This window comes from Streptomyces barkulensis, from assembly GCF_002843305.1.
In the GTDB taxonomy this organism is placed as follows: Bacteria; Actinomycetota; Actinomycetes; order Streptomycetales; family Streptomycetaceae; genus Streptomyces; species Streptomyces barkulensis.
Window position 1 is genome coordinate 64,859 of the sequence record NZ_PGSG01000030.1, and the last position, 12,341, is coordinate 77,199.

Annotated in this window: 7 protein-coding genes; all 7 read right to left on the reverse strand. The window is 75.5% G+C overall.

Annotated elements, in window-relative coordinates; all coding sequences use genetic code 11:
* Positions 1-175 precede the first annotated feature (175 nt).
* The 7 genes from CUT83_RS07805 to CUT83_RS07835 all read right to left on the reverse strand — a co-directional run bounded on the left by CUT83_RS07805 (position 176) and on the right by CUT83_RS07835 (position 12,337).
* A complete protein-coding gene (locus CUT83_RS07805; protein ID WP_240957996.1) occupies positions 176-3,094 on the reverse strand; it encodes an NHLP bacteriocin export ABC transporter permease/ATPase subunit in 2,919 nt (972 codons plus the stop codon).
* 100 nt (positions 3,095-3,194) lie between these two features.
* A complete protein-coding gene (locus CUT83_RS07810; RefSeq protein WP_165869506.1) occupies positions 3,195-5,312 on the reverse strand; it encodes an NHLP family bacteriocin export ABC transporter peptidase/permease/ATPase subunit in 2,118 nt (705 codons plus the stop codon).
* 278 nt (positions 5,313-5,590) lie between these two features.
* Complete coding sequence (locus CUT83_RS07815; protein ID WP_101255161.1) at positions 5,591-6,397, reverse strand: HlyD family efflux transporter periplasmic adaptor subunit; 807 nt, start codon at positions 6,395-6,397, stop codon at positions 5,591-5,593.
* A 298-nt stretch (positions 6,398-6,695) separates the two neighbouring features.
* On the reverse strand, positions 6,696-6,935 hold the full coding sequence (locus tag CUT83_RS07820; RefSeq protein ID WP_101255162.1) for a hypothetical protein: 240 nt from the start codon (positions 6,933-6,935) through the stop codon (positions 6,696-6,698).
* 589 nt (positions 6,936-7,524) lie between these two features.
* Positions 7,525-8,655, reverse strand: a complete 1,131-nt coding sequence (locus CUT83_RS07825) for a VWA domain-containing protein (protein ID WP_240957995.1) — start codon at positions 8,653-8,655, stop codon at positions 7,525-7,527.
* Positions 8,656-8,741: 86 nt separating this feature from the next.
* Positions 8,742-11,228, reverse strand: a complete 2,487-nt coding sequence (locus tag CUT83_RS07830; protein WP_240957988.1) for a DUF5682 family protein — start codon at positions 11,226-11,228, stop codon at positions 8,742-8,744.
* Positions 11,225-12,337, reverse strand: a complete 1,113-nt coding sequence (locus tag CUT83_RS07835; RefSeq protein ID WP_420882429.1) for an ATP-binding protein — start codon at positions 12,335-12,337, stop codon at positions 11,225-11,227. The genes CUT83_RS07830 and CUT83_RS07835 overlap by 4 nt, the downstream gene beginning before the upstream one ends.
* Between the last annotated feature and the right edge of the window lie 4 nt (positions 12,338-12,341).

The window sequence follows — 12,341 nt, forward strand, 5'->3', positions numbered from 1 at the left end:
CGGCATAAATCGCAGCTCACACCCGTGCGGTGACAACCGTCACAGACACCGCCCTCCCGACCTGGGTGGCAGGCGCCGCGGCGGGACGGGATCCGGCCGGCCGCCGGGACCGTCCGGGCGGGTCTCCGGGTGGATCCCCGGCAGGGGCCAGGCCGGAGACCGGCGCGGTGGCCGGTCAGCCGAGCTGGCGGCGGACCAGCTCGTGGAAGAGGCCGCCGGTGTCGGCGAGCAGGTCCGCGGGGGCCCCCTGCTGCACCACCCGGCCGTCCGACATGACGATCACCCGGTCGGCGTCCATGACGGTCGACAGCCGGTGGGCGATGACGACGCGGGTGCAGCGCAGGGCGCGGGTGGAGGCCATGACCACGCTCTGGGCCTCGTTGTCCAGCGCGCTGGTGGCCTCGTCCAGGAAGAGGATGCGCGGCCTGCGGATCAGCGCCTGGGCGATCATCAGCCGCTGGCGCTGGCCGCCGGAGATGGTGCCGCCGCCGTCCGACAGCATGGTGTGCATGCCCATGGGCATGGCCTTGATGTCCTCGGCCAGACCGGCCATCGCGGCCGCCTCCCACGCCTCCTCCGGGGAGAACGGCTCGGCGCCGCGGATGCACTCCAGGATCGAGCCGGTCAGCGGCTGGGCGTTCTGCAGGACGACCCCGCACTGGCGGCGCACGGCAGTGCGGTCCAGGGCCGCCAGGTCCTGGCCGTCGTAGAGCACGCTGCCGGAGACCGGCCGGTCGAAGCCGATGAGCAGCCGCAGCAGCGTCGACTTGCCGCAGCCGCTGGCCCCGACGATCGCGACGAACTCGCCCGGTCCGATCCTCAGGTCCACGCCGTCCAGGGCCGGCGGGCCGTCGTCGCCGTAGCGGTAGGTCAGCCGCCGGGCCTCGACGGCGCCGCTCAGCTCGCCCGGCGGCACACTGCCGCCGTCCACCTCCGGCAGCTCGTTCAGGATCGGCCTGACCTGCTCGAACATCGGCAGCACCGCGGCGGCCGAGATCAGCGCGCCGGTCAGCTGGGTGGCCGAGGACAGCATCAGTGTCACGGCGGTGTTGAAGGTGAGGAACTCGGCGGCGGACATGCTGCCGCGGGCCGGTCCGGCCAGCAGCATGAACATCGCCAGCGTGCACAGCGGCAGGTAGACCGCGTTGAGGACGGAGACGGCGTTCCTGATCCGGCCGATGCGCCGCTGGAGCCCGCGGGTGCGGGCGAACTCCCGCGCCCAGGCGGCGTAGGCGAAGCTCTCGGCCGCGGCGACGCGCAGCTTGGGCAGCCCGCGCAGGGTCTGGAAGGCCCGGTTGTCCAGCTTGAGCCCGAGCCTGACCAGCTGCCGCTGGTAGCGCAGCTGCCACAGCCCCAGCACCAGGAAGACCGCGGCGACGACCAGCAGCAGGGCGATCGCCGCCAGCGCCAGCGGCACGCTGTGGACCAGCAGCAGGACGAGGTTGACCGCGCCCACGGTGGTCGCCTGGAGGGCCACCGTGCTGATGCCGGAGAGCACCCGGCGGATGGCGCCGACGCCCATGGCCGCGCCGGCCAGCTCGCCGGTGGAGCGGCCCGCGAAGAACGTCGTCGGCAGCCGCAGCAGCCGGTCCCACACGGCGGGCTGGAGCGTCGCCTCGATACGGCCCTCCAGACGCAGGACGGCGGTGTTCTGCATCAGCATGAAGGCGGCCGAGACGACGCCGGCGGCGATGAGCGCCAGGGCCGTCTGCACGATGAGCCCGGTCTCGCCACCGGGCACGTACTCGCCGAGCACCTTGCCGGTGGCGATGGGCACCAGCGCGCCCAGGCCGACGGCGACCAGGCCGCTCAGGGCCAGGTCGCGCAGCTCGGCACGGGTGCCGCGCAGGCCGAAGCGCAGCAGTCCGGGCAGGCCCAGCGGACGGTCGGGCAGCGGACGGTAGAACATCACGGCGCGCGGCTCGAAGCGGGCCGCGCCAAAGGCGCCGACGCGTTCGCGTTCGCCGGTGGCCGGGTCCACCGCCTCGTAGCCGCCGCGCCGCCACAGCAGCGCCACGGGCGCGCCCTCCCCGGACTCCGGTCCGGCCGGGCCCCGGGTGCGGCGGCCGACCAGGGGGCCGCTGTCCTCGCGCCACCAGCGTCCGGTGAGCCTGACGGTGCGGGTGCGCACGCCGGAGGCGATCGCGATGCGCTCCACCGGGTCCGTGCGCTCGGGAACCGTGCCCGCGCCGCCCGGCTCGGTCAGGGTGATGCCGGCCCGCCCGGCCACCAGCCGGCAGACGGCGAGGACCGCGTCGTCGCCCGCGCCGCGCCCGGGGGTGCGTCCAAGGCGGCCGATGGAGGCCAGCAGCGCCCGGTCCGCCTGGGTACGGGCGGCCTCGCCGGCCTCGATGCCGGCCGCGGTGCGGTCCTCGTGGGTGCGTTCCAGCTCCTCGATCCAGCGGTCCAGGGCGTACAGCAGCCGGTACTGCTGGTCGACCATGCCCTGCCACATCGCCGTGTCGACCAGCAGCGTGCCCACGGCCTCAGCCCGGTAGGCGGCGCCGTACAGCACGCTGCCGGGGGCGACGTGCATCCACAGCACGTCGTCGTCGGCCGGACTCCCGTGCCCGTCGGTGGGGGCGGGGCCGGCCGACGGCGCCTCGTAGAGCACCCGCAGGCCGCGGCCGATGCCGAGCGCGAACGCCTGTTCCAGCGGGCTGGGCCGATCGGCGGCCCTGTCCCACGGGCCGGCCGCGCCGTCCCCCCGGCCGTCGGCCGGGGAGGCTCCGGTGGCCGCCCCGTCCCACTGGCCCGTGTCCCACCGGCCCGCCGTCCACTGCCCGGTGTCCCAGCCGTCCCCGGCCCATGCGGAGGCGGCACGGGCGGGGTGGGGCAGCTCCCGCAGCTCGACGCGGTGCAGTCGGCAGCCCTCCAGGGGGCGGCCGACCAGGGTGTGCTCGGGGCCCTCGACCGGGCCCAGCAGCAGCGTGCCCGCCTCCAGCCGGCCCAGGAAGTGCCAGTGACCCGAGCTCGCCGAGCCGACGGCGAACAGGTCCAGGGCCCCGTCCGCCACGAGCCACAGTACGTGCGGGCCCTCCAGGGACAGGCTGCGCACCCCGGCGCAGTCGACCGCCGTGCCCAGCCCGCCCAGGGCCGCGACGACGGGATCGGTGTGCCGGGCGTACGGAGTGTGCGGCGCCTGGTCCGTGCAGGAGGGGTGGGGGGCGTACGGGACGTGGGGGGTCGTCAACTCAGCGCTCCCTGACCAGTTCGGCGTACGGCCCGCGAGCCGCGACCAGGTCCTCGTGGCGTCCGCGCTCCACGACCGCGCCCCGGTCGAGCACCACGATCTCGTCGCTGTCGCGCACCGTGCTCAGGCGGTGGGCGATCACCACGCAGGCGCAGCCGCGCCGCCGCAGGTTGTCGATGATGGTCTGCTCGGTCACCGCGTCCAGCGCGCTGGTCACCTCGTCCAGGACCAGGACGCTGGGGCGGCGCACCAGCGCCCGGGCGATCTCCAGCCGCTGGCGCTGGCCGCCGGAGAGGTTGCGGCCGCCCTGCTCGACCCGGCTGTGGATGCCGCCGGGGCGGCGGGCGACCACGTCGTACACGGCGGCGTCCCTCAGTGCCGCGACGACGGCCTCGTCCGGGATGGAGGGGTCCCACAGCGCGACGTTGTCGCGGACGGTGCCCTCGAAGAGGAAGACGTCCTGGTCGACGAAGGACACCGACGCCGCCAGCGCGCCGCGCGGGATGTCCTCCAGCCGCATCCCGTCGATGCGGACGGTCCCCTCCCAGGGGGTGTGCAGGCCGGAGATCAGCCGGGAGACGGTGGACTTGCCGCTGCCGGAGCCGCCGACGAGCGCGACCTGACGGCCGGGGCCGACGGTGAGCGAGAAGCCCTTCAGCAGCGGCGGGTCCAGGGGGCTGTATCCGAAGGTGATGTCCTCCAGCTCCACGTGGCCCGTCAGGCGCCGGGTGCTGGGGACCGGCTCGCGCCGCGTGTAGAGCGGGTCGACCGGAAAGTTCTCCACGTCCCGCAGGCGGGCGACGTCGGCCGCGAAGTCCTGGATCCGGCCCGCCACCCCGTTGAGGCGGGTGATCGGCGCGGTGAAGCTGGTCATCAGGGTCTGGAAGGCGACGAGCAGACCGACCGTCAGATGCCCCTCGACCGCCCGCAGACCGCCGATCATCAGGATCAGCGCGCTGTTGAGCGTGGCCAGCACGGGTGCGGCGACCGCCAGCCACGCGCTGGGCACGCCCAGCCGCTGCTGCACGTCGAGGGTGACCGCGTGCTGACCGGCCCAGCGGCGGAAGAAGCCCTGCTCACCGCCGGTGGCCTTCATCGTCTCGATGAGCTGGAGGCCGCTGTAGGAGGTGTTGGTCAGCCGGGCGAGGTCGGCGCGCAGCTTCTGGGTGCCGGTGGAGCGCAGGTGGAGCACGACACGCATGGCCACCACGTTGAGCAGTGCCACGCCGACCCCGACGACGGTCAGCTGCGGATCGTAGGTCCACAGCAGCGCCGCGTAGAGCACGACCACCACGGCGTCCACGCCCGCGGCGGCCAGGTCGCGGGCGAGGGTCTCGGCGACCGTGTCGTTGGACTGCAGCCGCTGGACGAGGTCGGCCGGGTTCCGCTGGGTGAAGAAGGAGACCGGCAGGCGCAGCAGGTGCCGGAAGAAGCGGGCACTGGCCAGGGTGGAGGAGATGATGTGCCCGCGCAGCAGATTGGCCTGCTGGACCCCGGTGAGGACGGCGGTGAGCACCAGGGCGGCCGCCATCGACGCGAAGAGCACGCCCAGCAGCGAGGACTGCCCCCCGATGAGGAACATGTCGATGTAGGTGCGGCTCAGCGCGGGCACCGTCGCACCGACGGCCACCAGCAGCAGGCTGGCGAGCACGGCCGCCAGCAGGGTGCCGCGGGTGCCGCGCAGCCGGGCGGGCATGGCGCCCAGGACTCCGGGCCTGCGGCCGCCGCCGCGGAAGCCCGCCTCGGGCTCGAAGGTGAGGACGACGCCGGTGAAGCTGGTGTCGAACTCCTCCAGGGGGACGAACCGCCGCCCCTTGCCGGGGTCGTTGACGTACACGCCGCGGCGGCCCAGGCGGCGGCCCATGCCGTCGTAGACGACGTAGTGGTTGAACTCCCAGAACAGGATGGCCGGTCCGCGCAGTTCGGCGAGTGCCGCGAGGTCCATCTGCATGCCCTTGGCCCGCAGCCCGTAGCCGCGGGCGGCCTTGAGGATGTTGCCGGCCCGGGAGCCGTCGCGGGAGACGCCGCAGGCGATGCGCAGCTCCTCCAGGGGGACGAAGCGGCCGTGGTGGCCGAGCACCATGGCCAGCGCGGCGGCGCCGCACTCGACCGCCTCCATCTGGAGCACGGTGGGGGTGCGTACGGCCCTGGGGGTCCTGCCGCGTACGGCCGCGCCCGGTGCGGCGGTCCGGCCGCGCGGGGCGCGGCGGGAGCCGCCCCCGCCGCGGGCGTTCCCGCCGCCGCCACGGCCGTTGCCGCGGTGGCCGCCGTTTCCGCGGCGGTGGCCGGGGGGCGGGAGCCGGCCGGGCTGCCGTGCCGCCGGTGCGGCCGGGGCGGGGTCGTACGGGGCGGGGTCGTACGGGGCGGGGTCGTACGGGGCGGGGTCGTACGGGGCGGTCAAGGAAGGAACCAATCGACGGGGCGCTGCGCCGGGAGGCGGATGGCGCCGGTGACCGGTGTCCTGGATTCGAGGGCGTGCGCAGGACCGTCGCCCGAGGACCAGAGGTAGCCGGACCCGGTGGTGGAGGATCGCTCCAGCTCCACCAGCACCGCCACAGGGCTGCCCTGCCGGGCGAACCGGGCGGCGAGTTCGGTGTCGCCCAGGAAGGCGGCGATCCGCCGCTCCGTCTGGGGCACCCGCCCGACCTGCCCGACCCGGCCGCGCAGTACACCGAACTCCTCCTGGGGAGCGGACTGGACCTCCAGCTCCACCCGGGCGCCCTCGGTGATCGCCGCACCGCTGTCGCCGGGGACGTACAGCACGGCCACCAGCGGGTCGTCCGGGTCGTCCACGCGTTCCACGGTCGCCACGTCCGCGCCGGTCCCGACGACCGAGCCCACTCCGGCGACCAGGGCCGTCAGCCGGCCGCCGGCCACCGCGCGTACGGCCCGGTCGCCCTGTGCCGTGCGGACCCTGAGCAGGGGCGCGTCCGGGCGCAGCAGTTCGCCCTCCTCGGCGAGGACCTCGGTGACCTGGCCGGAGACCGGGCTCTGCAGCGTGTAACTGCCCCCGGGGCGGGCGAGGAGGCCGGGAGCGTCCAGCTTGGCGGACACCGAGCCGTTGACGGCCCACAGGCCGGCGACGGCCATGACGGCGACCGTGACGGCCAGGGCGAGCCGGCCCTGTGGGCGCGCGAAGCGCACGGGCAGGTCGAGTTCCTCCGGCGACTGCAGCTTGGAGAGCGCCTTCTTCCGGAACTGCACGGGCTACTCCTTGGACCGCTTTCCTCGGGGGCGGGCACCGCGGCGGCCCCGGCACACGGCGCGGACGCGGGCACGGAGGCGGGCGGACGGCGGCACGGGGGCGACGGCGCGGGGTGGTGCGGGGTGGTGCGGGGCTGTGCGGGGTGCCTCTGGCGGGGCCCGGGCGGACAGCCGTGAACCCCGGAACCAGGGGGAGCTCCGGGGTTCGGTGTGGCCTCACGGCGCGCACGCACACCTGCGGGGCCGTACGGCGCACGGGCCGACGGTCCGCGCGGACGCCGCTGTCAGGGACCGGCTGTCACAGACCGGCGATGTTGGCGTCGGCCTGGACGCCGGAGACGCCGGAGACGCTGCCCGGGAGCGAGCCGGCGATGCCGGTCGCGGCCTGGACGGTGTTGAGGGAGGACACGGCGCCCACGACGCCGGAGACGTCGCTGATGACGGCGCCGGCCACGCCGCCGGAGATGCTGACGACGCCGCCGGAGACGGCGTCCAGCTCGGCGTCGTCGATCTCGCGGGTCTCGAGGTGCTCGCGCATGACGCGTTTTCCCTTCGTTCGTGGAGGAGTTTCCGGGTGGCGTGGGGCGGGCCGGCGGAAAACGCGACCCGGCCACCCCCACGACGGTCCGGCAGCCGAAAACCGGCCACCGTTCATATGGCCGCCGTGGTGCGGACGATGAAAACACGCGATCGGCTGACCTGGCCAATTCCTCCGGAACATCTTTCCGCGCAGCATCGCCGACCTGGCGATCGGCGTACCTTTTCGGCCACCGGACGGTTTCAAGCTCTCCACGAGACGGAGAGAATTCGCTGCACGGATCACAGTTTCCGCAGGATGCACCGGGACATTCCGACCCCTGCACCGGATGAGGCAATCCGGACATCTCAAGCGACGGCGACATGAAGGAATCACCGTCCGCCCACCGTGTGAAAGTTCTACGGGCGCGGTGCGGGACTCCGCCCCCGGCCGCGCCGGAAGCCGCTCCCCCCTGATTCCCGCTGCGGAACGGAAGGGCCCGGAAGGACGGGGAATCGCTTTCCCCGGGACGGAAGACCCTTTCGCCGCGCACCTGTCCGCGAATTCCCCTCCGTTCCGTCACGGGAGAACCACGGAATCCCCCGCTCGGTCACTTCTCCGGTATCGGCAGGGGGCGCCTCTCGATCGCCGCCGCCATCACCTCCGGGAAGTGGTCGGGGGTACAGGCGAAGGCGGGCACGCCGAGCGCGGCCAGCGCCGCGGCGTGCTCCCGGTCGTAGGCGGGGGCGCCCTCGTCCGAGAGGGCCAGGAGCGTCACGACCTCCACGCCCGCGCTCCTCATCGCGGCGACGCGCTTGAGCATCTCGCCGCGGATGCCGCCTTCGTGGAGGTCGCTGACGAGGACGAGGACCGTCTCGGCGGGCCGGGTGATGCGCGACTGGCAGTAGGCGAGCGCGCGGTTGATGTCGGTGCCGCCGCCGAGCCTGGTCCCGAACAGGACGTCGACGGGGTCGTCGAGCAGGTCGGTGAGGTCCACGACGGAGGTGTCGAAGACGACCAGCCGGGTGGAGACCGACCGCATCGAGGCGAGCACGGCCCCGAAGACGGAGGCGTGAACGACCGAGGCGGCCATCGAGCCGGACTGGTCGACGCACAGGACGACGTCCTTGCGCACCGCCCGGGAGGCGCGGCCGTGGCCGACCAGCCGTTCGGGCACGACCGTGCGGTACTCGGGCAGGTAGTTCCCCAGGTTGGCCCGGACGGTGCGGTTCCAGTCGATGTCCCGGTGGCGGGGGCGGCGTGTCTTCGCCGACCGGTCCAGGGCGCCCGTCAGCGCCGCCCTGGTGCGGGCCGCGAGCCGGCGCTCCAGTTCCCCGACGACCTTGCGGACGACCGCGCGTGCGGCCTCCCGGCTCGCCTCGGGCATCGCCCTGCCCAGGGAGAGCAGTGTGCCGGCGAGATGGACGTCCGCCTCGACGGCCCCCAGCAGCTCCGGTTCGGTCAGCAGGGCCGACAGGCCGAGCCGGTCGATAGCGTCCCGCTGCATCACCTGGACGACGGAGGCCGGGAAGCAGTCGCGGACGTCGCCCAGCCAGCGGGCCACGCCCGGCGCCGAGGCGCCCAGCCCGGCGGACCGCGGCCCCGGCCGGACGCCGGCGCCCTCCTCGTCCCCGTAGAGGGCGGCGAGAGCGCGGTCCATGGCCGCGTCCCGGCCGGTCAGGGCTTCTCCGGTGCCGTCGGCGTCCCGGCCGCCGCCCAGGACCAGCCGCCAGCGCCGCAGCCGCTCGCCGGCGTCCCGCCCGTCCGTGCCCGTGTCCGTGGTCCCGGTGGGGCTCCCCGCCGTACCGGACGCCGCTGTCGGTTCGTTCACCGTGCGGTCACCTCCTCTCCCTCCGCGCCGCACCGCCCGGCGCCCTCCGTCCGATCTCCCAGCAGCAGCCGCAGGGTGGGCAGTACGGCACCGGCGCGCTCCTGATCCGGCTCCTCCCCGAAGCCGGGGACGGTCTCCCATTCGGCCGCCGCACCGCCCGGCGCCCGCGTACCGCGCCGGACCAGTTCGCCGACGGTGCGCCGCACCCCCGGCTCGTACGCGGCGAACGTCCGCCGCAGCAGCGGCAGTACTGCGGTGAACGCCTCCCCGGATATCCCCGTGAGCCAGCCGTCCACCAGGGCCAGCAGCCGCTCGTCGTGGACGAGCAGCATCCCGCCGTCCGACAGGAACCCCTCGATCCACCCCGCCGCGTCCACCGGCGGGGCCCCCGGGGAGAGCGCCGGGCCCATCAGCCCGGCCGCCTCCTCCCCGGAGAGCCGGCCGTCGTCCAGCAGCAGCCGGACGCAGCGGCCCCGGAGCAGCCCGGGGACCGCGGGGGCGCGGTCACGCCCGGCGAGGGTGCGCAGCACCGACCGCCAGCGCGTGAGCAGCCCCTCCCCCGCCAGCAGGACGACCGCTCGGTGGGCGGCGTCCACATGGCCGCGCATCTCGGCCGCGGCGGCGCCGCCGAGACCGGCGCAGGCGGGCGGCAGCCCGACGCACACCCGCTCGGCGATCCCCTCGGCGACCTCGCGCAGCGCGGCGGCGTCCGTGCCGCGCACGTCGCCGTAGCGCACGGAGCGCACCAGCGCGGGCAGAGCCCGGGCCAGGTGGCCGACGTCGGTGTCCAGGGCCGCGCGGTCGGCGAGGGCGCGCATCACCGCGGGCAGGGCCTCGCCGAGCCCGGCGAGCAGGCAGCGTTCGGCCAGTTCGGTGGTCTCGGCCAGCGAGGCGGCGTCGCGGGCCAGCGCCTCGGCCCTGGCGCCGGCCGCGGCGGCCACGGTGGTGCCCCACACCCCGGCCTCGGCGATCCGCACCGACAGCTCCGGCCGCCAGCGCAGCCGCCAGGTCTCGCGGAAGGTGCCCGTGCCGCCGGCGCGGCCGTGCACCGGCTCGCCCCAGTCGACGCCGAGCAGCCGCAGCCGGTGCAGCAGCCTGCTGCGCGCCGCTGCGTTCTCCTCCCGCAGATCGAGGTCGAGTTCACGCTCGCGCGCCTCGGGTCTGAGGCGCAGCGATCTCTGCAGGCGGGTGAGGTCGCGCTGGAGCGGGACGGCGGGGGCGTCCGGCGGCACCGTGCCGAGCGCGTCCCCGACGACCAGCCGGTCGTGGACGAGGGCGAGCGGCACCTCCGAGCCCTCGCACAGCACGGCCCGCACCGCGTCGAGCGTCTCGGCGAGCCCCGGCAGGGGGCGCCCGCGCAGGGCCGCCAGGGCGTCGGCGAGCCGTACCGCCTCGATGACGTGCGCCGGGGACACCGAGGACACCGCGGGCGGCGAGGACGGCGAAGCCCCGGTACGGCCCTCCTCGCGCAGCAGCCGGGCGGCCTCGGCCATCCACCGCTCGACGGGCCGGTCGGGCGCGGCGAACAGATGGCCGTACCAGCCGGGTGAGGTGATCCCGGCGCCGTATCCGCTGCGCCGTGCCAGCCGCTCGTTGGTCCACGGCACCCAGGTGACCTCCGTCCTCACCTTCGGCAGGCCCTTCAACAGCCTCCGGTCGGCGGCGGCTGTCGCCCGCACGGCGAGGGCCGGTACGTGCCAGGCGCCGCAGACCACGGCGACCCGGTCGTCGCCGAACCGACCGCACGCCTCCCGCAGCCGCAGCCGCATATGGGCCTCGCGCACCGCGTCGCGCCGCCGGCCCGCGCCTCCTTCGGAGGAGGTGCCCGCGGGAGTGCCGGGGGCGCCCTCGTGCGCCTCGCGCAGGGCGGTCATGGCGTCGGCGAGGGCGGTGAAGGCCGCGTACGGGTCGGCGGGGCGGGCTCCGGCGGGGCCGGCCGGCGGCACGCCGCGGTGCTCGACGACGTCCTCCCACCAGCGTTCGGGATCGTCGTGGCCGGCCGTCTCGGCGAGCACCCGCAGCGGGTCGAGGCGCAGCTCCCCGGCCGGCCCCTCCTCCTTCTCCTCCCCGCTCCCGTCTCCCAGGGCCAGGGTGTGGGCCGCGGGCAGGTCGAAGAACCGCACCGGCACCCCGTGCTCCAGCGCCCAGCGGACGGCGACCCACTCCGGGGAGAATCCGGCCAGCGGCCAGAACGCGGCGCGGCCCGGGTCGTCCACCGCATGGGCCAGCAGTGCGACCGGCGGGCGCATCTCCTCGTGCGCCGCGAGCGCCACCACCGCGTCGGCCTCCGGCGGCCCCTCCAGCAGCAGCACCGCCGGCCGGTGGGCGTCCAGCGCCGCCAGGACGGCCCGCGCCGAGCCGGGACCGTGGTGGCGTACGCCCAGCAGCAGCGGCCCCGGCGGCGGTGCGTCGCCCGCCGCCCCCGGGGCACCCGCGACGCCGCCCGCCGCGGCGACCGCCGCCCCCGTCCCGGGCACGCTCATGCGCCCGCCTCCCGGCAGGCCCGGTAGAAGTCCTTCCAGCCCTCCCTCTCCCGGACGACCGCCTCCAGGTACTCCCGCCACACCACCCGGTCGGCGGCCGGGTCGCGGACGACCGCGCCGAGGACGCCGGCGGCCACGTCGTCCGCGCGCAGCACCCCGTCGCCGAAGTGGGCGGCCAGGGCCAGTCCTCCGGTGACCACCGAGATGGCCTCGGCCGTCGACAGGGTGCCCGAGGGCGACTTGACCCTGGTGCGGCCGTCGAGGGTGACGCCGTCGCGCAGCTCGCGGAAGACGGTGACCACCCGCCGGATCTCGTCGGCGCCGTCGGGGACGGCCGGCAGGTCCAGGGAGCGGCCGATCTGCTCCACGCGCCGGGCCACGATGTCCACCTCCTCCTCGGGTGTCCCGGGCAGCGGCAGGACGACGGTGTTGAAGCGGCGGCGCAGTGCGCTGGACAGTTCGTTGACGCCCCTGTCGCGGTCGTTGGCCGTGGCGATCAGGTTGAAGCCGCGGACGGCCTGGACCTCCTCGCCCAGCTCCGGTATCGGCAGCGTCTTCTCCGACAGGATCGTGATCAGGGTGTCCTGCACATCGGCCGGCATACGGGTCAGCTCCTCGACCCGCGCGACCGCGCCGCCGGACATGGCCCGCATGACGGGGCTGGGCACCAGGGCCCCGCGGCTGGGCCCCTCGGCCAGCAGCCGCGCGTAGTTCCAGCCGTAGCGGACCGCCTCCTCGGCGGTGCCCGCCGTGCCCTGGACCAGCAGCGTGGAGTCGCCGCTGACGGCCGCCGCCAGATGCTCCGACACCCAGGTCTTGGCGGTGCCGGGCACCCCGAGCAGCAGCAGGGCCCGGTCGGTGGCCAGCGTGGCGACGGCCACCTCGACGATCCGGCGCGGGCCGACGTACTTGGGGCTGATGACCGTGCCGTCCGGCAGGGTGCCGCCGAGCAGGTAGGTGGCGACGGCCCACGGCGACAGTCTCCACCGCTGCGGGCGCGGCCGGTCGTCCGCAGCGGCCAGGGCGCCCAGCTCCTCGGCGAAGGCCTCCTCGGCGTGGGGCCGCAGAGCGGCCGGTGCGCTGGTGGCGGTCACGTTTCCCCCTCGCATGCGG

Bases quoted from the DNA above. Each gene is read 5' to 3' on its own strand.
- CUT83_RS07810 (WP_165869506.1), bottom strand. From the start codon at position 5,312: ATGGAGGCGGTCGAGTGCGGCGCCGCCGCGCTGGCCATGGTGCTCGGC.
- CUT83_RS07820 (WP_101255162.1), bottom strand. From the start codon at position 6,935: ATGCGCGAGCACCTCGAGACCCGCGAGATCGACGACGCCGAGCTGGAC.
- CUT83_RS07830 (WP_240957988.1), bottom strand. From the start codon at position 11,228: ATGAGCGTGCCCGGGACGGGGGCGGCGGTCGCCGCGGCGGGCGGCGTC.
- CUT83_RS07835 (WP_420882429.1), bottom strand. From the start codon at position 12,337: ATGCGAGGGGGAAACGTGACCGCCACCAGCGCACCGGCCGCTCTGCGG.